Here is a 19298-nt window from a genome sequence, read left to right as displayed (position 1 = left end):
AGATAGTATCGCCTTGCCCCCTGGACAAGGCGATGTTGGTACCATTAATAAGGGTTGGATGGCGTATAGAAACTACTGAAGTTGCCATTGATGCCTATACGGATAGGCGACACTGAGCTGCTGTTATTCAGCAGGTTGTAGCTATCGCCTGGCAACAAACGGTAACGCAGTAAATCATTGACCACCACCGGCTGACCACAGCTGGTTTGCTGGTACTGAGTCTGACCATCGGCGCGCAACACATAGGCTTCGTACTGACCATCGACCACAGCATGGCCATTGGCTTGCACGAAAAGCGACGTTTGTTCGGATACACCAATGGCACGGCCATTGCTGCCTAAATGCGCCTGGAACACCGCCGAGCGTCCCATTCGATCCCGCTCATAGAAGTGGGTGTCGTTGATGGTGTTAGCCAGCATCGGAATGGTTAGGAAGTCGGTGCTAATTTGAATGGTGTTGTGGCAAAAGTCAGTCACCACTTCCGAGCTGACTGCACCCTGGACGCCATCCGGGTTATAGACAAACTGACTAAGCACATGGTTGCCCGCCGAGGTACCACCGACCACGCCACCTTTATCGTACACATACTGGATGGCTTCTTCCACCTTGGTACCCTGCCAATTGCTGATGTAGGTACTCTGATCACCACCCGCCAGCCAGACAAACTCGGCGGTACGGATCACCCAATCGACGTAATCGCTGTTGGCTTTGTTGCGGCTATCCACAATAATGGTTTCTACCGAAGCAGCATTGGTCAGCCCTTGCAAGTAGCTGTTGTAAGCCCCGGTACCAGCGGTACGCAGCACCACAATGTTGCCGCCCTGAATATGCGGGGCCACCCGCTGGCTGAAGGCATCGTCCACATCGGTGCCGCCCCCCATCAGTAACACGGCAGGCTCACTTAATTCCACACAACTGTCTTCCAGGCTACCGACCCGGTAGACCGTCAGGCCACCCGGCTTGCTTGGCCGTGGGCCATAGTTGCAACTGCCGGGCGCAGGATCTCCACCCTGGCTCCCATCATTGAAACTCACCACCATTTGGTAGTCACCGGTGCCGGAGTACCGGGTAACTTTGATGTAATGCCGGCCCGGAGCAGCCGCCGGATAGGTGCCGGTTTCCGGGTTATTGGCCGTTTGGCCGGACAAAATATAACTGCCGGTTTCGCGGTACAAAAACCAGTCAAAATCGGCATTATTACCATGACTCAGACTGATGGAGATATCACCGGTGCTACTGGTATCAAAGTAAAACCAATCGACATCATTGCGGTTATGGATGCTGGCATCCACCGTCACCCCGGAACACAAAGGACCATTGGCGCGGCTTTCGGTGTTATTGTTTTCCTGCTCCTGCGTCAGACAGGCGTAGGCATGGCTACTGAATAACAGCGCCAGAGCGCTGATTTGAACGAGTGCTTTCATTGTTGTTTCCTGCTTATCATTATTATAGAAAGTGCCCAAAGGGCGTTTACCACGCAGCATGAACGACAGGTACTCACACTGCGGTAGTATTGGGGTTGAACCTTGGTTCAGAATTTAGAAAGGAATGGCTATTCGTCGAACCACTCGGAGAGGTGGTAGTCGGTAGCACAAGCGTGCAAGCCCTGCTGGCGAAAAGCCAGACAACTAGAGTCAATGAGACTGGGACGATGCACGTTCATACAAAGAGATCGGATTGATTACTTTGTAAACACTATTGACCTGAAACTGGCAACTGTCAAGAAAAAAAGTTGGTAACTGTCAGCTTTATTGACAGCCTCTAAAGAAAAGTCTTTATCAATAAAATAGTTAGTTTTCATCCGGCAACTATCACGTCAGGCAAAACTGCCTCCGTGATACGTGAAGCGTTTATCTACTCGTCAGCAATCAGAACACTCAGCAGTTCTTCAGCCACACTATAGCCCTGACCAGCGGCTTGCCGCAATAAAACCAAACCCTGCTCGTGCTCTCCATCCAGCGTTAAACGCACACCGTGCCAGGCCATGGATGCCAGGTCCTGTTGCTGCAACAAGTAAAACTGCCAGTCAATACGCTGATTCGCTAAAATACGCTGCGCTTTCAAGTTGCCATTTTTTGCCGCCTCGCCCCACCAAAAATCAGCAGTATGCTGCCGAGGAATAGGGTAAAGCTTTTGTACTAAGATCGCGTCTCTGCGCGAGGGACGACTGATGGAATACCTGCCAGCATTGGCCCCACGAATACGCTGCCCAATGAGATCTGCCGAATCTGGTGCTTCCAGTGCATGAGCCGCCAGCACCGAATCAATCCTGCCATTTTCATCAACGTGCACCAGGGTATACCCTAAAAACTGACGATGCCTGAAGCTTAGAGTTTGCTGTCTCAAAAGCTCAGTAAAGTCTGGGGCAATCCCTTCGTCAGGAAGAGATTCATCAACATAGGTCTGTTTGCCGGAAGCAATATGAATGAGGTGTAAAATGCTACCCACATATTCTTGATAGGCTGACACCCCCAGTGCCGCATAGTCCCAAATCTTATCACGCGTCAGTAAATGCTCAACCTCGCGAGCACGCAAAGAGCCAGGCACCCAGAAGTTCAGCTGCGTACTGAGCAAATGCTGTTGGCCGGTAGGCTCAAACTTCCATCGTTTTAAGGTTCTTAGCGTACTGCGCTCGTAGTTCCCGCTGGGATAACTATCAATGATATCCACCACTGGCACGCTGCCGTCCTTGTCGACCAGAAAACGAACCACAATGTACCCAAAGCGGCTACGGCGATGAACCTCGTCAGGAAAAACCGGCATTGGAGTCTGAAGTGGCTGTAATTGAACCAAATCATAGAGTTGGGTAGCTGCGGCATCGTCCCGAATCACGACTTGCTGCTGCAACGCTTCATAACGCAACCTGGCTAAGCGTCGTTCGCTTTCACTGAGCTGTGCTGAAATATGTTGCTGCACTGCCACTGCATCATCATTCCCCAGTGCCCGGGCTAAGTGCAAATAAGCCAAGGACTCAATATGGTTCGCTTCAACCTCCCGGCCATGGTAATACATAACCCCCAGATTAAAGGCGGCCTGCGCATTTCCCAACACTATCAGTTCAGAAAAACCGGAATAAGCAGCGGCATAGTTTTCTTGCTCGTAGGCTTGTAAAGCCTGAAAGAAATCGGCTTTGATCACACCTGAGTAGCCGAAGCACACCAATGCAGCACTCAATACCATGCAGCGCCAGCTTTTGCCATCTGGCCTATTGCTGCCTATTCCATGTGTCATAAAAATTCCTAGCTTCGTATGAACTGAAAAAATAATACAGCAGCACAACTCTATGGTCACTTAAATTTAAACAATAAACCGAATGATTCCCCCGTTATTGCAATTGCTCCACTAGCTGCGACCAGGCTTGTAAACGCGCTGGTCGGCTGATGCCTGCATTGGCCGGGCTACTGGAGGGCAGCACAAGCAGGCTGCATGTCTTGGGTAACATCACCTTGGGCAATACCAGCTTGCGAAAGCTGTCTTCGGCTTTTTTTCCATTAAAGGCGATCAGTTGTAGTTGCCGGTGGCGTTGGAAAAAGCCGGCAAAATCATTCGGGGTTTCATTACGAATGGCACTGTCGAGGCTGCCTTGACGTTCGCAGTGCTGCAGCACATCCCAGAGTGCAACCCTGTTGCGCTGAAGCGCCTGTAAACGCTCAGGGTAAGCTAAGGCTGCATCAAAGCCGAACAACTCGGCCATCATCGGCCAAAAGTGATTGCGGGGGTGGCCGTAATACTGCTGTTGCGCCAGCGAGGCTGCGCCCGGCATGCTGCCAAGCAGCAGCGCACGCGCATCCGGGTGGCTAACCGGCGCCAGGCCGGTGAGCTGGTTCATAAAGGTCTAACTCTTGCTAACAGCCAACTCCGGCTGATACTGCAGGGCTTTTTTCCAGGATAGCCGAGCTTGCTCCAACTCACCTTCCTGCTCGGCCAGCCAGCTCAGCAAGGCATACAAATAACCGTTGCCAGCATGATCGCGCAACCAGTGCTGCACCTGCTTACGTAATTGCAACACGGATTTGCCCAGTGGGATCTGGCGTAGATAAGGCCAGGCCAGCTCGATATCTGCCAGCGCCAGAGTGTTTACCAGCAAACGCTCTGCCTGCTCGGTCTGGCCCTGATTGGCTTTGGCCCAGGCCCGGCCAATCACGGCAGCGACCGATTTACGCTCACGTCCTGGCAAAGCCTGCCAATAGTCGGATTGCTCCGAAAACTGCCCGCTCTGCACCAGGCTGCTGATGGCCTTCGGATAAATCTGATAGCGCTGCACCACCCATTGCGATTTGCTAAACCAACGATGCTTCAGGGCTGCCGGTACTTGCTCCAACAGCTGCTGCCATTGGCCGGCCTGTTGCAAGCTAAACAAATACAATTGCCCCAAGCCACAGGCTTTGGGTTGCTGCGCCACTTTGGCTTGCAGCAAGTTAGCTGCCTGAGCAGCTTGTCCTTGCTGGATCAACAGATCGGCCTGCACAAACCAGGTGTTGGGATCCTGCTCGGCCAGTTGCTGGATCAGCTGCTCAGCCTGCGGTGTTTGACCGGCATAAAAGGCGGCATAGCCCGCCAGCATGCGTTTTTCATCCTGATACTGCGAATGGGCCAGCGACTGCTGCAGCAAATTCGCCGCATCCTGCCACTGCTGCCGGGCAAAAGCCCGCAGCCCTTCTTGGAAAGCCTGCTGTGCTTTTTGCCGCCGGCGCCACTGCCAGAAGCGCCAGGAGCGGCTTGGCAATCGCCATAATGCCCGCAGCAACTTTGCCATCAACCACAGCAGCAGGCTACTGACGATCAGGAGCACCACCAGACCAACCACCGTCATTTCCAGGGTATAGCCCGCCAGCACAATACGCACATAGCCAGGTTCTGCCAGCACCAGAGGCCCCAGCCACATTGCCGCGGCCAGCAACAGAATGATCAGCAGCAAACGTATCATAACTCGTCTCCTGCATCCTCACCCAGCAGCTGTATGGTGCGCTGATAGCGCTGTAGGGCTTCCAGACTTTGCAGTGGAGCTATATAGCCCGGGTGCAGCTCCAGTCGTGCCAGCTCGACCAATCTGGCCGACAACTGTTGAGTGCCCGCATCGGAGGCCTCAAAATAGCGCTGCACCAAATCAGCCGCCTCACGCAAGCTGGCCTGGAATAAAGCGCTTTGTTGCTGCATGGCGGCCAGCTCGGCTTGGACCAGCTGTTGTTGCAAACGCTGCCTCAGCAAAAATTGCTGCTCACGGCTCAGGCTAAAATTATCCTCGGCCACACTGCGACGAACCTGCACCAACTGCTGCAGTCCCTGCCGCCACAAACGCAGCCCGCGCTCACGCCAGCCTGCATCGGTTGGTTCTGATTGCCCTTGCAGCGTCTGCTGTTGATCTTTGAATGGCAGCTCCCGTGCCAACTCCCGTAGCGACCGGATAGTCAGTTGTGTCTCGGCAGGATCAGGAATACGGAGCCTGGACAGGGCTTGTTCATCCTGGCGAATGGCTTCACGTACTGAAAGCAAAGCAGGCTCACCCAAGCGGGCTAAACGGCTATCGGCACTTTTTAACAGCTGCAGGCTGGTTGCTACATCCAGTTCCAGCCAGATCTTCTGGCTGGCCATACGCAGCAGATAATCCACCTCGGCCAACAGCCAGATGCTGGGTGCTGCGCCTTGCTGCTGCTCTAGGCGCTGCTCGATAAAACGCAACTGTTGCTGAAACTGCGTTTGCTGCTGTTGCAGTTGGCGTCTTAGTTCATCCTGTTGCTGGCGCTGTTGCTGTTGCCATTGCTCCAGCTGTCGTTGCTGCTCGTCTCTTAGTTGTTGCTGACTGCGCTGCAACCCAGAGCGCTCTTCATCCAGCTGACGCTCTAAGGCCTGCTGTTGGCGCTGCTGCCCCTCATTCAACTGCTGCCACTGTGGGTAGAGCCAATAGCCCACCGCAACCAAAGCTCCCGTCAGCAGCAAGCTATACAGCAAGGTCAGCCAGGCAATGCCTCGCCCGGTTCTGACCACCGGCTGTTGCAAGTCGGCTTCGGACAAATAACGCATCTCATCCCCTGACTGCTCAGTTTCAGCGGTAGGTGCCGACGGCTGTTCGCTGGCTTTGCTTGGCTCACTGCTCATAAATAATCCCTCTTGTAATGGCATATCGCTGCCATAAGCGCGCTATCGTTGGCATTATCTGCCAGTATAATCTTGCTGACCGGGATGCCAAGTGCCAACGCTGAATCGTGCATGCGCGGACTGACCAAAATCCAGTGCCGGCTGCGCAACCAGTCATGGCCGGTAACCGGTAACAGTGAAAATAAGCGACGCAGAATTTCTTCACTGGTTACCAGAATACAACTGACTTGCTGCTGCCAGATCGCAAACAGTGCTTCACCATCCAGCTCAATGGGTAGTCGGTGGTAGCTTTGTACATAGCGCACCCTGGCACCGCGTTGCTGCAGCCCCTGCTTCATCAGCTCCCGACCACTCTGACCGCGAACAATCACGATATTCTGACCATCCACCTGCTGCATGCAGGGCATTGACAATACACCTTCGCTACGTTGATCGTCCGGGTACAACACTTCCCGCCCGGTCCATTGCTGCAATACCGTCGCTGTGGTCTGACCGACCGCTCGTAGCGGTGCTTTTAGCTCACTGGCATCCAGTTGTTGTTGCAACGAAGTCACAGCACTGACACTCACAAACACCAGTTGGTCGGCCTGCTGCAGCCACTGCAGCTCTTTGGGTTTAACCGGCACCAGTTGGGTTGCGATCAGAGGCTGGTAGAGATACACCAGGCCAAGCTCATCCAGGCCTGCCAATAAGGCATCCGCTTTACCGGCTGGCCGGGTGATTAACAGCGTTTGAGCACTCATCATCGCTCCTGGTAGGCCGCCGCAAGGAGTTCAGCCGCCCCCTGCGCCAACAAAGCTTCAGCCACCTGCACCCCCAAAGCTTCTGCTTGCTGACGCGGCGCTTTGGCTTCAGCCTGTAAAATCTGACCACCATCCAGGGAGCCAACCAGGCCCCGCAGCCACAAGGTATCCCCGCTAAGCTCAGCATAAGCGCCTATTGGCACCTGGCAACCACCTTGCAAGCGCCGGTTCATCGCCCGCTCGGCCAGCACCCGATCCGAAGTATCAGCATCATGCAGGGCCGCCAGCAGTTGCTGTACATCGGGGTCATCGGCCCGGCACTCAATGCCCACAGCGCCCTGGCCGTTGGCTGGCAGGCTCTGCTCTGGCTCTAGCCAGCCGGCAATCCGTTGCTGAAAACCCAGTCGAATCAAACCGGCCGCTGCCAGGATAATCGCATCAAAGTCGCCCTGATCCAGCTTGGCCAAACGAGTATTGACGTTACCACGTAAGTCTTTGATCTGTAGATCCGGTCGCCGTGCTTTGAGCTGACACTGTCGGCGCAGGCTGGAGGTGCCAACCACAGCGCCGGCCGGCAAATCAGCCAGGCTGGCATAGCGATTGGACACAAACGCATCGCGCGGATCTTCCCGCGGGCAAATGGTATGCAGCACCAAGCCGTCAGGAAAGGCCACCGGCACATCTTTCATGCTGTGCACAGCAATATCGGCCCTGCCATCCAGCAAGGCCGTTTCCAGTTCTTTGACAAAAAGACCTTTGCCGCCAATTTTAGCCAGCGGCGTATCGAGAATTTTATCGCCTTGGGTCGACATTGGCACCAATTGCACGGTTAATTGCGGATGGTGCTTTTCCAGCTCGGCCTTAACATACTCAGCCTGCCACAATGCCAGTGCACTTTTACGGGTGGCAATTCGTACCATCTGGCTCATGTTAGTTTTCCTTGTCCGTCATTAACAGCCGCTGCAAAAAGCTGCTGATATCGGCTACTTCCTGGGCACAGACACTGTGCTCCATCCGGTATTCATGCCAACTCACAGCAAATCCCTGTTTTTTAAGGGCGTGAAAGGCCTGTTGTCCACCGGCGACCGGCACGACCGGGTCCTGGACGCCGTGGCCAATAAATACCGGTGTCGCTTTGTTGTTGGCAGTGGCCTCCGCCGGCAATTTTTCTGGCGCACATAGGTAGGTGGATAACGCCATCACGCCAGCCAGTTTATAAGGCAAACGTGGCAGTAAGTGCAAAGCAATCACTCCACCCTGGCTAAAACCAGCCAGCACAATACGCTCGGATGGCATGCCTTCAGCAATCAGCTGATCCAACAACTGTTGCACTTTAGCCGCCGACTGACGCACCCCGGTTTCGTCGGCCCGGCTCAGTAAATCCATGCTTTTAATATCATACCAGGAACGCATTTCCATGCCGCCGTTGATGGTGACCGGTTGCACTGGGGCATGAGGGAAGATAAAACGGATGCCAGCATCGGCAGGTAATCGCAACTCAGGCACGATTGGCGCAAAACCATGGCCGGAATCACCCAGGCCATGCAACCAAACGACTACTGCCTTGCAAGGCCCCTGGGCTGGTGTATCAACAAAAGGAAGTACTGTCATGCTGTTGGCTCTAATTGAATGGTAACACCCGCCTGCTTGCTGGCGGCATCGTTGATTAACGCCCAGAACTCCAGGCCGGTTCGGTTATCTATCCACTTGCCCTGCTGCCACTCGCAGTGATGACCATTAAACTTGGTGGCTATCCACAACTGATGCAGCGGTGGTTGCTTGTTGATAATGATTTTACTGCCGTCGGCGAAGGTAATATCCAGCTTGCCACCCATGGATTCATAATCCAGATCCACCTCCAACTGCTCGATGGCTTCTTCAACCGCCAGCAGGGTGGCATCGGCTAATTCGTCATATTCACGATCATTCATTGCGTCACCTGTTTGCTTTTGCTGCTAAGGATGCGATTATAGAGCCTCTGGCAATTTATGAAATACATCACCATGCATCTAGGCTATCGTTTTCGTCCGTTGTCTGCTCGCTTCCTGCTGATCCTGGCCGTTCTTTTGGCCCTGTCTGCCTGCGGTCAGAAAGGCCCACTTACCTTACCACAACCGCCGGAAGCTGTCGCAGAAGAGCCAGCTGACGAGCCAGAAAATTCCGTTATCGTCGTACCACAGAGTAACCCCCATGGACCATTTTAATTACCGCGAGCTGCAGCTCTTTGCCGAAGAAGTTCCATTAAGCGAGATTGCCGCTCATTATGGCACACCTTGCTATGTCTATTCCCGCGCTACCATAGAACGGCATTACCATGCTTTTGCCGATGCAGCCAAAGGCCATCCACACCTGATTTGTTATGCCGTTAAAGCCAACAGCAATATTGCCGTGCTGGATGTACTAGCCCGGCTTGGCTCGGGTTTTGATATCGTCTCTGAAGGTGAACTGCGCCGGGTGATGGCCGCAGGTGGTGACCCGAAAAAAGTAGTATTCTCCGGTGTTGCCAAAACCGCCGATGAAATGCGCTATGCGCTGCAACTTGGTATTAAGTGTTTTAATGTGGAATCCGAAGCCGAGTTAAACCGGCTGCAGCAGGTGGCTAAAGAGCTGGATCTGCTAGCGCCGGTCTCTATCCGGGTCAATCCGGACATCGATGCCAAAACCCATCCGTATATTTCTACCGGCCTCAAAGCCAATAAATTTGGCATTGATATCAACGACGCAGAGCGCATTTATCAGCAGGCTGCTGCAGCCTCGCATTTGCAGGTGGTCGGTGTCGACTGCCATATAGGCTCACAACTGACTGAAACCCAACCTTTTTTGGATGCACTGGACAAACTGCTGGCCTTAATTGACCGACTGGCAGACCAGGGGATCCAGTTACAGCATATCGATGTTGGTGGTGGCCTGGGTGTGCGCTACCAGGATGAAACCCCGCCGCATCCCAGTGAGTATGCCGCTGCTGTGGTCGAACGGTTAAAACCCTACCCACAGCTGACGCTGATTTTTGAACCCGGCCGTGCCATTATGGCCAATGCCGGCGTGCTGCTGACCCGGGTGGAGTACCTGAAGCCTGGCCAGGAGAAAAACTTTGCCATTGTCGATGCGGCCATGAACGATTTAATCCGGCCAGCGCTGTACAGTGCCTGGCAAGCCATCGTGCCGGTACAGCAGCAAGCTGGCACAGCGCAGCTGTACGATGTGGTCGGTCCGGTCTGTGAAACCGGTGATTTTCTCGGTAAAGATCGGCCTTTAGTCATTGCCGAAGGCGATTTACTGGCGGTGCGCTCAGCCGGCGCCTATGGTTTTACCATGAGCTCCAATTACAATAGCCGCCCCAGAGCGGCCGAGGTGCTGGTGGATGGCAGTCAAAGCCACCTGATCCGGCAGCGTGAATTATGGCAGGATTTATGGCGCGGCGAACAAACTCTTCCATGAATGCACAACGACCCGATAAACGCGGCAGCCTGTTGCAGTTTTCGAAAATGCACGGCCTTGGCAATGACTTTATGGTGGTGGACAATGTCAGTAACAATGTCTACATCACACCGGAGCAAATCCGCCGGCTGGCCGATCGCAACTTTGGCATCGGCTTTGACCAACTGCTGATGGTGGAGCCGCCTTATGATCCGGATCTGGATTTTCATTACCGCATCTTCAATGCCGATGGCTCCGAAGTCGAACAGTGTGGCAATGGTGCTCGCTGTTTTGCCCGCTTTGTCAGGGCTCGCGGCCTGACCAACAAACACAAAATTGGCGTCAGCACCAAATCCGGCACCATCCAATTGCTGGTCGAGCCGGATGGCCAGGTCACGGTCAATATGGGCGTACCGCAACTCGATCCGGATAAAGTCCCCTTTAAAGCCCAGAAACAAGAAACCACCTACATTCTGCGAGCCGACGATCAAACGCTGTTGGCAGGCGTGGTTTCCATGGGTAACCCTCATGCGGTGACCATTGTCGAGCAACTGGAAGCCGCTCCGGTTGATATTCTGGGGCCTTTATTTGAACTGCACGAACGCTTTCCGGAGCGTGCTAATATCGGTTTTATGCAAATTATCTCGCCACAGCACATTAAGCTACGGGTTTGGGAACGCGGTGTAGGGGAAACCCTGGCCTGCGGTACCGGAGCCTGTGCTGCCGTGGTAGTAGGTGCTTTGCAAAAGAAACTACAGCAACAGGTACGGGTGGACTTACCCGGTGGTAGCCTGACCATTCGCTGGCAAGGTCCGGGACAACCAGTGCGGATGACCGGACCGGCCACCCATGTGTACGATGGACAAATTGTATTATGAGCAAAAGCAAGGACAACAAAACGCTGACCGCGGCCGAACTTCAGGCCGATGAGCAACTGATGCAGGCGGCGCTGGTGATCGATCACCTGCAGCAGCATCCGGATTTCTTTTTGCAGCATCCGGGGCTAGTGGCGGAGCTGCGACTGCCGCATCAGCAAAAAGGCAGCATCTCGCTGGTCGAACGAAAGCTTGAGTTGCAGCGCGAAAAAATCAGTGCGCTGGAAGAAGAAATCACCCGCCTGATGGGCATTGCCCGCCACAATGAGCTTATTTTCAAAGCACTGAATCAGCTGCATGTTGATCTGATGCAATGCCAGCATGCCGAAGAGCTGCAACAACACCTGGATAGCTTTACCGCAGCCATGCCAGGTGTGCATGCCTGCAAACTGTTTTCCTTTGTCGATGGCAGCAATCAACCGAATTTCAGCCAGTTTGAATTGCTGCTGAATCGCCGGCTCAATGGCCGCAAGCTCTATCTGGGCCGGCTGAATCATGAAGAGCAGCAGCATATTTTCCCGGCCAGCATTCATTCGGTGGCGCTGCAGCTGATCCAGGTGCAGGATAAACCCTTGGCCTTGCTGGCTTTTGGCAGTGAGCAGGACGATCATTTCCAACCAGAAATGGACAATCTGTTCCTCGCCCATCTGGCAGAGCTGGTAGTTCGGGTGCTGTCACCAGCTCATCATGCCGCCTAAAACCAGGCAAACGGCTTTGCCAGCCAGCCTGGCAGAGCCGTTGGAACGATTTTTGGCTTATTTGCGTAACGAGCGCAATTACAGCCAAGCCACGCTAAACAGCTACCGCCAACAGCTGGAAACCACAGCGGTGAGATTGCCGGTACAACGCTGGCAAGAGGTCACCCAAAGCATGCTGCAACGCCTGCTGATGCAGGATTTCCAGCAGGGCCTGGCGCCACGCTCACTGGCTCTGCGCGCTGCCAGCCTGCGCAGCCTGTTCCGCTTTTTGCAGGCGCAACACCCACAGGCGCTGAATCCGGCGCAACACCTAAAAGTTCCGAAAGCACCAAAAACATTGCCAAAACAGCTGGATGTCGATCAAATTCGTCAATTGCTGGATGCCGAACCGGACGATACCCTGGGGTATCGTGACCGTGCCATGCTGGAGTTATTCTATTCCTCAGGGTTGCGCTTAGAAGAGCTGGTTAATATTAATCTGCCCGATATCAACTGGTCAGAGCAACAATTACGGGTGCGCGGTAAAGGCAGCAAAGAACGTATCGTGCCGATTGGTCGTTTCGCGATAAAGGCCCTGAAAACCTGGCTGCAGTACCGACCCGAACTGGCCGGCCCGGCTTTGCCAGAGCAAGACAGCCAGGCACTGTTTTTAAGCGCACAGCACCGGCGCATTTCCACCCGTCAGGTACGGCAGCGCGTAGAGCGCTGGGCCAAACTGCAGGGGCTGCCGCAATCGCTGCACCCCCATATGCTGCGTCACTCCTTTGCCAGCCACTTGCTGGAATCCAGTGGCGACCTGCGCGCCGTACAAGAGCTGTTAGGCCATGCCAACTTAAGCACCACCCAGGTGTATACCCACCTGGATTTTCAGCATCTGGCCAAGGTGTACGATGGTGCTCATCCCAGAGCAAGGAAGAAAAGTTAATGCAGCTGTATAAGGCACTCTCACCCATACAGGTACTGTCGTTCGATTTGGACGATACGCTGTACGACAACGCTCCGGTACTTCGGGCCGCTGAGCAGGCCATGCTGCAAAGTTTGCAGCAACAGCTTAAACCCGAACTGCAGCGGCCGCTGGATTACTGGAGCCAACTGCGATGGCAGCTGGGACAACAGCAGCCTGATATTCGCCACGATATCGGCCGCTGGCGTTTGCTCGGCATTGAAGCTGGTTTAATTCAGCTTGGGCTGGCTGACTGTGAAGCGGGTGAGATAGCCGACCTCGCGTACCACGCTTTTTGGCAGGCGCGCAGCCGCATTCAGATCCAGCCTGAGGTGCGTCAGTTGCTTGAGCAACTAGCCGGCCGCTACCAGCTGATCGCCATCACCAATGGCAATGCCTGTATCCAGCGTATGGGACTTGGGGATCTCTTTGAGTTTAGTCTGCAGGCCGGGCCGGATGGCCGGATGAAGCCTTTTCCTGATCTATTTCTGGCCGCCGCCAAGCGGCTGCAGCTTTCGCCGCAACGGATCCTGCATATTGGCGACAGCCATCGCGCCGATGTGATGGGTGCATTGAACGCTGGCTGTCAGGCCGCCTGGTTGGATCACCACCAAAGTTGTGTGTCCGTTCTGCCACATATTCGGCTGACCAAACTGTCGCAATTAGCCAGCCTGCAGGGCTAAACACTGGATATTCATCCACCCAAGCCTTGGCCTGTCACTCAGGCCTGTTATAATACCCTTTTATGAGATAACCGGATGCCCTGATGGATGTATCGAGCCTGCTGGATGACCTGAACGATCCCCAACGCGAAGCTGTGGCAGCGCCGCCGCAGCATATGCTGGTGCTGGCAGGGGCTGGCAGTGGCAAAACCCGGGTATTGATCCATCGGTTGGCCTGGCTGATGCAGGTAGAACGGGTGGCTCCCTACAGTTTGCTGGCAGTGACCTTCACCAACAAAGCAGCGCAGGAAATGCGTGGCCGGATTGAGCAAACCGTTGGCGTCAGCTTGCACAACCTCTGGATGGGCACTTTTCATGGCCTGTCGCACCGCCTATTACGCACCCACTATCAACAAGTGGGCTTGCCGCAGGGGTTTCAAATTCTGGACTCCGACGATCAGCACCGATTGATCCGCCGGGTACTGAAAAGCCTGAACCTGGATGAAAAACACTGGCCGGCCAAACAAATCCAATGGTTTATCAATGCCCGCAAAGACGAAGGCGAGCGGCCTGGCCAGATTGAAGCGGGCGGCGATTTCAGCCTGCAGACCATGATCAAAATTTATGCTGCCTATCAGGATGTCTGCGATCGGGCTGGGCTGGTCGATTTTGCCGAGATCTTGCTGCGTTCGGTCGAGTTATTGCAACAAAACCCCGAGGTACGGGCGCATTACCAGCAGCGTTTTCGCCATGTACTGGTGGATGAGTTTCAGGATACCAACGCCATTCAGTACCGTTGGTTAAAGCTGCTGGCAGGGCCAGACAGCAAGGTGATGATTGTCGGTGATGACGATCAGTCCATTTATGGCTGGCGCGGCGCCAGGGTCGAGAATATTCAGAGCTTTTTGCGCGATTTCAATGAGCCGGTCACCATCCGGCTGGAACAAAACTACCGCTCCACTGCCACCATCCTGAAAGCCGCCAATGCGGTGATTGCCAACAACAGCGACCGGCTGGGTAAAGACTTATGGACCGATGGCCGCGAAGGCGAACCCATTTCTGTCTACACCGCGTTTAATGAACTGGATGAAGCCCGCTTTATAGTTGGTCGTATCAAAGACTGGCAGCAGCAGGGCAACACCCTGACCGATGCGGCGATTCTGTACCGCAACAATGCCCAGTCCCGTATTCTGGAAGAGGCTTTGATCCAGGCTGGTTTGAATTACCGCATCTATGGCGGTCTTCGGTTCTATGAGCGCCAGGAGATCAAGGATGCGCTGGCCTATCTGCGTTTGATTGCCAACCGCAAAGACGACGCCGCCATTGAACGGGTCATCAATACCCCGGCCCGTGGTATTGGCGAAACTACCCTGGCCAAAGTCAGGGCTGCGGCCCGGGAGCAACAACTGACGCTGTGGCAAACCCTGCAACAGCTGCTGGCCACCAAACAACTCTCCGGCCGGGCAGCCAATGCCATTAGTCAGTTTATCGAACTGATAGAGCAGTTGTCAGAAGCCTGCGACGATCTGCCACTGCATGAACAAGCCGAGCATGCCATCAAGCGCTCAGGGCTCTACGCCATGTATCAGGCGGAAAAAGGCGAAAAAGCTCAGACCCGGCTGGAAAACTTAAACGAGCTGATCACCGCTTGCCAGACCGCGCCCTACGAAGCCGACGAACAAATGACACCACTTGAATCTTTTTTGGCTCAGGCTGCGCTGGATGCCGGTGATTATCAAGCCGACAAGCATGCCGATGCGGTCCAGCTGATGACGCTGCACAGTGCCAAAGGGCTGGAGTTCCCGCTGGTGTTTATCAACGGCCTGGAAGAGGGTATGTTCCCCAGCCAGCAAAGCGCCGATGAACCTGGCCGGTTAGAAGAAGAGCGGCGACTTTGTTATGTCGGCATGACCCGGGCGATGCAAAAGCTTTACCTCTGCCATGCTGAAAGCCGGCGGGTGTATGGTCAGGAGCACCATCAACTGCCTTCGCGATTTTTACGCGAGATCCCCGAGCAATACCTGGAGCCTATTCGCCTGACCACCAGGGTGGTACAGCCGGTAAGTAGCGGTCGTTTCAGTCAGCAAGCCAGCCATGTTGCTTTTGAAAACACCGGCTACAAGCTGGGCCAGCGGGTGCTGCACAGCAAGTTTGGCGAAGGCACCGTGCTGAACTACGAAGGCAGTGGCCCTCAGTCCCGTATTCAAATCAACTTTGATGAAGTCGGCAGCAAGTGGCTGGTCACGGCCTATGCCCGGCTGGAGGCCATTGCCTGATGTTGGGCCAACAGTTGCCTGACTGGCTAAGTGCAGCCAGCGCGGCTCACTGCCGCCTGCCGGTGGTATTCAGCGGCAGCAACAGCCGCTTATTGCCCCAAGTGCAACAGCTGCTGCAACACTACCAACCGGACAAACTATGCTGGATTGGCCCGGGTGCGCCGGCTGGTGCACTGGTACCGAGCCGACAACACAAACATTTGGGCACCGAGTGCGACTGGCTGATTATTAATGCGGAGCAAGGTTTTCCGGCCGATCTGGTCGCCGCGGTCAGTGGCAGCATTAAAGCCGGCGGCCTTTGGTTATTGCTAATGCCAGAGCCTGAGCAATGGATAAAGCAACCGAACAGCGACCATCGTCATCTATTGCCCTATCCACTGGACGCAGCCAAACATCAGGGTGATTTCCTGCGGTTTTTCTACCACCGTTTGCAGCAATGTTCACTGGCGTGGTTAACACCCGATGAAGTGCTGCAAGCCCCCAGCTTTTCGGCAGCAAAAGCGTCCGAGCCAGCCCCGGCACCTTATGCCAGCACAGAGCAGCAAGCTGCAGTTGCCGCCATTCATAAAGTGGCACTTGGCCATCGTAAACGGCCCTTGGTGCTGACTGCACATCGGGGCCGTGGTAAATCAGCCGCACTTGGCCTGGCTGCAGCTGAATTAGCACAACACGATAAACAAATCCTGCTAACTGCGCCCAATGAGTCCGCTGCCGCAATCTGCCAACAGCACTTTGCCGCCCATACCGGCACTAAGCAACAAGCACTGCTGCGTTTCCTGCCCATTGATGTGCTGCTAAAACAGCAGCCGCACGCTGATGTGGTGCTGGTGGATGAAGCAGCCGCTATCCCCACCCCTTTGTTGCAGCAGCTGGTGCAGGCTTATCCCAGAGTTGTCTTTGCGACCACTGAGCACGGCTATGAAGGCACCGGACGCGGCTTTCAGTTGCGTTTTCAGGCTTATTTGCAGCAACATTTTACCGGTTATAAACAGCTGCAACTGAAACAGCCCATACGTTATGCAGATGGCGACCCACTCGAACACCTGCTGTTTCATAGCTTGCTGTTAAATCTATCGGAGCAAGATCCGGTATGGGATGGCGCTATTGATGCATTGCAGCTGCTAAAGCTAAGCTCAGGCCAGCTGCTTAAGCAGCCTGAGCTGCTGCAATCTCTGTTTCATTTACTGTCATTGGCGCATTACCAAACCAGGGTCGACGATCTGGCCGCTTTGCTGGATAACTCCCAGCTGGAAATGTTCGCACTGCTGCAAGACGATGATCTGCTGGCCTGTGCGCTGATCAGTTTGGAAGGCGAATTACCAGAATTACTCAGTAAAGAAATACTATTAGGTAAGCGACGGGTACAGGGGCACCTGTTGGCACAAAGCCTGGCCTTTCACCTGCAGCAACCCGAACTAACCCAACAGCCAATGGCTCGTATTCAGCGCATCGTGGTGCACCCCACACTGCAAGGTCAGGGCCTGGGCACTGAACTGCTCAACCGCATTTGTGCGCACTACCAGCAAGCCGAACGTCTTATCGGCACCAGTTTCGCGGTATCTACACAGGTGCTGCGCTTCTGGTTAAAAGCCGGCTTTGTGCCGGTCCGGCTCGGTATCAAGGCTGATCAGGCCAGCGGCGAGCATTCGTTGCTTATGCTGCAACAGAGCGATAAGCACCACAGCAGGCTCCAGCAACTGGAAAGCAGTTTCCGCCACCAACTCTATGATCAAATCCCGGCATTTTACCCGGAGCTGTCCCCGGCACTACTTAAGCAATTGGTTACGCCGCCACAGCAAGCACTCAGTCAGCTGGATTACCAGGCATTGATCCTGTTTGCTGATCAGCAGCGCCCTTTCGAGCTGGTGTATAGCCAGTTGTTGCTTTGGTTTAATCAGCATGTTCAGGATGTACCCGCTGCAGACGCTGAGTTTTGCATAGCACTTTTCTGGCAAAAGAAGGGCTTTGACGATTTAGCGAAAAGGTTCGGTTTTACCGGTAAGAAACAGCTTATCGGGCAATTGCGTCGTATGGTGGCAACAGCACTGACAACGCCTGGCTCTGCATAGCAAACCAGCAAAACAAGTGTTAATCTGGTGTTTTAGCCAATGGTTAGACTATGCTCTCAATAGCTGTTTTCACCCTGCTTGCCAGCCTCACTGCCGAAGATTTTACGCCACAACAACTTAGCTTGCTGCAAGTTGCGGTTAATACTGAGCGGCTTAACCAGCAGCTAACTGATGGCTATGTCAATTGCCAGCAAAGTGCATCTGCACTGCAGTGGGAGCATTTACACCAAGAGCTGGAGACTTTCCCTGCGCTCAGTATGATTGAGCAAACACTAGGAATACCGATCGAGTCTTATCGAGGCTTTGTGTATACCATAGCACTGCAACCTTCCCGTAATGTGAGTATTTGGCAAAGCAGGGAGTTGGCTTGTGACGATCAAGATGCCTGGGAGCAGGTATTCAGAGATTATCGCGAAGCGTATTTTGCTTTGGAGCTCAGTTCTCCTCTTGAACAAAGCTTCGCCGATACGCTTGCTTTAAGGGTGCAAGGCCAAGATCTGCAGCGGCAACGTTATCAGCTTCTGATTGAAAACAGCAACAGTATCGCCATCGCCAGTGTAGTAGCTAAAAGCCAGCTCACTGCCATAGAGCAAGCCAATTACCTGCACCTGGATTACCAAAGCGATTATATCTTTCGCAGCCAAAAGGGCTGGAAGCATTATCCGCCACTCTTTCTAGGTATGCACCGTTACTTATCTGCAGCAGAGCTGGCCGACGATAGCCAGCAATGGCTAATCTTCCTTGACCATCAACAACACTTTATAAGTGCCGTTCCGCTTACAGAGGCCAGATCGTATCTGGAGTTACTTGGCCCAGAGCATTGGAGCTTTGATCGACACGGCAACCTGACACGCAATCCTTGAAGTAGACTCTCGTTTCTAGTGGCTCCAGGCTGAGACGCTCCTTCAGGCTCGCCACAACAACTCGCTATCGCTCAAACATGTTGATGTCGATCTGAACGAGGCCTCAGCCTTCGCGTGTAGTTGGGTGATGCACCGAGCCGGCATGGCGACTAAAACGCCGGGAGCGTTTTAGGACTGCCGTTAGGCAGGCCCGAAGGGCGAAACACAGGGACGTGTTTCGCAATGCCACCGCTGTGGCCGGCGTGGGAGTGCTGTGCGCCGTAAGGCGCTTCAACGCAAAAGGCCTACCCGTGAGGGTAGGCCTTTTGCTTGAATAAGGTGCCTGGCGGTGTACTACTCTCGCATGGCGAATGCCACACTACCATCGTCGCAGCTGCGTTTCACTTCTGAGTTCGGAATGGAGTCAGGTGGTTCCACAGCGCTATTGCCACCAGGCGTAAACTGGTTTTGTCTGTCTTTAACTAGCAAGCTGATTTCGATAGCGTGCATACAAGCCACTTGGGCGTTGTATGGTTAAGCCTCTCGGGCAATTAGTACAGGTTAGCTTAACGTGTCGCCACGCTTCCACACCCTGCCTATCAACGTTGTGGTCTCCAACGACCCTTTAGCAGACTTAAAGTCTGAGGGATAACTCATCTTGTGGCCGGCTTCCCGCT

At 54.2% G+C, this 19298-nt stretch carries 18 protein-coding genes and 2 rRNA genes; 9 read left to right on the top strand and 11 right to left on the bottom strand.

What is annotated here, in order from left to right:
- Positions 1 to 44: 44 nt before the first annotated feature.
- From BLW37_RS13665 to cyaY, 9 genes are all read right to left on the bottom strand, one after another.
- On the bottom strand, positions 45 to 1424 hold the full coding sequence (locus tag BLW37_RS13665; protein ID WP_091343816.1) for a pre-peptidase C-terminal domain-containing protein: 1380 nt from the start codon (positions 1422 to 1424) through the stop codon (positions 45 to 47).
- Positions 1425 to 1854: 430 nt separating this feature from the next.
- Positions 1855 to 3231: a TonB family protein gene (locus tag BLW37_RS13660; RefSeq protein WP_091343813.1), complete on the bottom strand. Its 1377-nt coding sequence runs from the start codon at positions 3229 to 3231 to the stop codon at positions 1855 to 1857.
- A gap of 94 nt (positions 3232 to 3325) precedes the next feature.
- Positions 3326 to 3829: a DNA-deoxyinosine glycosylase gene (locus tag BLW37_RS13655; protein WP_091343811.1), complete on the bottom strand. Its 504-nt coding sequence runs from the start codon at positions 3827 to 3829 to the stop codon at positions 3326 to 3328.
- Between the two features lie 6 nt (positions 3830 to 3835).
- A complete protein-coding gene (locus tag BLW37_RS13650; RefSeq protein WP_091343810.1) occupies positions 3836 to 4927 on the bottom strand; it encodes a heme biosynthesis protein HemY in 1092 nt (363 codons plus the stop codon).
- Positions 4924 to 6096, bottom strand: a complete 1173-nt coding sequence (locus BLW37_RS13645; protein ID WP_171907624.1) for a uroporphyrinogen-III C-methyltransferase — start codon at positions 6094 to 6096, stop codon at positions 4924 to 4926. Before BLW37_RS13645 ends, BLW37_RS13650 begins: the two co-directional genes overlap by 4 nt.
- Positions 6093 to 6839, bottom strand: coding sequence for a uroporphyrinogen-III synthase (locus BLW37_RS13640; protein ID WP_091343806.1), 747 nt, complete (start codon positions 6837 to 6839; stop codon positions 6093 to 6095). The genes BLW37_RS13645 and BLW37_RS13640 overlap by 4 nt, the downstream gene beginning before the upstream one ends.
- Positions 6839 to 7768: a hydroxymethylbilane synthase gene (hemC, locus tag BLW37_RS13635; RefSeq protein WP_091343804.1), complete on the bottom strand. Its 930-nt coding sequence runs from the start codon at positions 7766 to 7768 to the stop codon at positions 6839 to 6841. Before hemC ends, BLW37_RS13640 begins: the two co-directional genes overlap by 1 nt.
- A 1-nt stretch (position 7769) precedes the next feature.
- Positions 7770 to 8450 (bottom strand): alpha/beta hydrolase, encoded by a 681-nt coding sequence (locus BLW37_RS13630; protein WP_091343802.1) that lies wholly within the window; start codon positions 8448 to 8450, stop codon positions 7770 to 7772.
- A complete protein-coding gene (cyaY, locus tag BLW37_RS13625) occupies positions 8447 to 8770 on the bottom strand; it encodes an iron donor protein CyaY (RefSeq protein ID WP_091343800.1) in 324 nt (107 codons plus the stop codon). The genes BLW37_RS13630 and cyaY overlap by 4 nt, the downstream gene beginning before the upstream one ends.
- A gap of 57 nt (positions 8771 to 8827) precedes the next feature.
- Here cyaY and lptM point away from each other — a divergent pair, with 57 nt between their 5' ends.
- The 9 genes from lptM (at position 8828) to BLW37_RS13580 (ending at position 18642) form a co-directional block, all read left to right on the top strand.
- A complete protein-coding gene (gene lptM / locus BLW37_RS13620) occupies positions 8828 to 9043 on the top strand; it encodes an LPS translocon maturation chaperone LptM (RefSeq protein WP_091343798.1) in 216 nt (71 codons plus the stop codon).
- Entirely contained in the window at positions 9030 to 10277 is a 1248-nt protein-coding gene (gene lysA, locus BLW37_RS13615) for a diaminopimelate decarboxylase (protein WP_091343797.1), read from the top strand. Before lptM ends, lysA begins: the two co-directional genes overlap by 14 nt.
- Positions 10274 to 11134: a diaminopimelate epimerase gene (gene dapF, locus BLW37_RS13610; protein WP_091343795.1), complete on the top strand. Its 861-nt coding sequence runs from the start codon at positions 10274 to 10276 to the stop codon at positions 11132 to 11134. Before lysA ends, dapF begins: the two co-directional genes overlap by 4 nt.
- Entirely contained in the window at positions 11131 to 11829 is a 699-nt protein-coding gene (locus BLW37_RS13605; protein WP_091343793.1) for a DUF484 family protein, read from the top strand. Before dapF ends, BLW37_RS13605 begins: the two co-directional genes overlap by 4 nt.
- A complete protein-coding gene (gene xerC, locus BLW37_RS13600) occupies positions 11819 to 12754 on the top strand; it encodes a tyrosine recombinase XerC (RefSeq protein WP_091343792.1) in 936 nt (311 codons plus the stop codon). The genes BLW37_RS13605 and xerC overlap by 11 nt, the downstream gene beginning before the upstream one ends.
- Positions 12754 to 13455, top strand: coding sequence for an HAD-IA family hydrolase (locus BLW37_RS13595; protein WP_091343790.1), 702 nt, complete (start codon positions 12754 to 12756; stop codon positions 13453 to 13455). Before xerC ends, BLW37_RS13595 begins: the two co-directional genes overlap by 1 nt.
- Positions 13456 to 13538: 83 nt before the next feature.
- Positions 13539 to 15710 (top strand): DNA helicase II, encoded by a 2172-nt coding sequence (gene uvrD, locus BLW37_RS13590; protein WP_091343788.1) that lies wholly within the window; start codon positions 13539 to 13541, stop codon positions 15708 to 15710.
- Positions 15710 to 17779 carry a GNAT family N-acetyltransferase gene (locus BLW37_RS13585; RefSeq protein ID WP_091343786.1) on the top strand — a complete coding sequence of 690 codons (2070 nt, stop codon included), beginning with the start codon at positions 15710 to 15712 and terminating at the stop codon, positions 17777 to 17779. Before uvrD ends, BLW37_RS13585 begins: the two co-directional genes overlap by 1 nt.
- 50 nt (positions 17780 to 17829) lie before the next feature.
- Positions 17830 to 18642, top strand: coding sequence for a hypothetical protein (locus BLW37_RS13580; protein ID WP_091343784.1), 813 nt, complete (start codon positions 17830 to 17832; stop codon positions 18640 to 18642).
- A 320-nt stretch (positions 18643 to 18962) separates the two neighbouring features.
- Here the strand turns inward: BLW37_RS13580 and rrf are convergent.
- Positions 18963 to 19077: ribosomal RNA gene (gene rrf, locus BLW37_RS13575) — 5S ribosomal RNA — on the bottom strand.
- 74 nt (positions 19078 to 19151) lie between these two features.
- Positions 19152 to 19298: ribosomal RNA gene (locus BLW37_RS13570) — 23S ribosomal RNA — on the bottom strand; the annotation flags it as partial.

The organism is Alkalimonas amylolytica, assembly GCF_900107845.1.
Taxonomy (GTDB): domain Bacteria; phylum Pseudomonadota; class Gammaproteobacteria; order Enterobacterales; family Alteromonadaceae; genus Alkalimonas; species Alkalimonas amylolytica.
Note: the sequence above shows the minus strand (reverse complement) of the source record. Positions and strands in the feature narration are given on the sequence as shown.

Bases quoted from the DNA above. Each gene is read 5' to 3' on its own strand.
- BLW37_RS13665 (WP_091343816.1), bottom strand. From the start codon at position 1,424: ATGAAAGCACTCGTTCAAATCAGCGCTCTGGCGCTGTTATTCAGTAGC.
- BLW37_RS13660 (WP_091343813.1), bottom strand. From the start codon at position 3,231: ATGACACATGGAATAGGCAGCAATAGGCCAGATGGCAAAAGCTGGCGC.
- BLW37_RS13655 (WP_091343811.1), bottom strand. From the start codon at position 3,829: ATGAACCAGCTCACCGGCCTGGCGCCGGTTAGCCACCCGGATGCGCGT.
- BLW37_RS13650 (WP_091343810.1), bottom strand. From the start codon at position 4,927: ATGATACGTTTGCTGCTGATCATTCTGTTGCTGGCCGCGGCAATGTGG.
- BLW37_RS13645 (WP_171907624.1), bottom strand. From the start codon at position 6,096: ATGAGCAGTGAGCCAAGCAAAGCCAGCGAACAGCCGTCGGCACCTACC.
- BLW37_RS13640 (WP_091343806.1), bottom strand. From the start codon at position 6,839: ATGAGTGCTCAAACGCTGTTAATCACCCGGCCAGCCGGTAAAGCGGAT.
- hemC (WP_091343804.1), bottom strand. From the start codon at position 7,768: ATGAGCCAGATGGTACGAATTGCCACCCGTAAAAGTGCACTGGCATTG.
- BLW37_RS13630 (WP_091343802.1), bottom strand. From the start codon at position 8,450: ATGACAGTACTTCCTTTTGTTGATACACCAGCCCAGGGGCCTTGCAAG.
- cyaY (WP_091343800.1), bottom strand. From the start codon at position 8,770: ATGAATGATCGTGAATATGACGAATTAGCCGATGCCACCCTGCTGGCG.
- lptM (WP_091343798.1), top strand. From the start codon at position 8,828: ATGAAATACATCACCATGCATCTAGGCTATCGTTTTCGTCCGTTGTCT.
- lysA (WP_091343797.1), top strand. From the start codon at position 9,030: ATGGACCATTTTAATTACCGCGAGCTGCAGCTCTTTGCCGAAGAAGTT.
- dapF (WP_091343795.1), top strand. From the start codon at position 10,274: ATGAATGCACAACGACCCGATAAACGCGGCAGCCTGTTGCAGTTTTCG.
- BLW37_RS13605 (WP_091343793.1), top strand. From the start codon at position 11,131: ATGAGCAAAAGCAAGGACAACAAAACGCTGACCGCGGCCGAACTTCAG.
- xerC (WP_091343792.1), top strand. From the start codon at position 11,819: ATGCCGCCTAAAACCAGGCAAACGGCTTTGCCAGCCAGCCTGGCAGAG.
- BLW37_RS13595 (WP_091343790.1), top strand. From the start codon at position 12,754: ATGCAGCTGTATAAGGCACTCTCACCCATACAGGTACTGTCGTTCGAT.
- uvrD (WP_091343788.1), top strand. From the start codon at position 13,539: ATGGATGTATCGAGCCTGCTGGATGACCTGAACGATCCCCAACGCGAA.
- BLW37_RS13585 (WP_091343786.1), top strand. From the start codon at position 15,710: ATGTTGGGCCAACAGTTGCCTGACTGGCTAAGTGCAGCCAGCGCGGCT.
- BLW37_RS13580 (WP_091343784.1), top strand. From the start codon at position 17,830: ATGCTCTCAATAGCTGTTTTCACCCTGCTTGCCAGCCTCACTGCCGAA.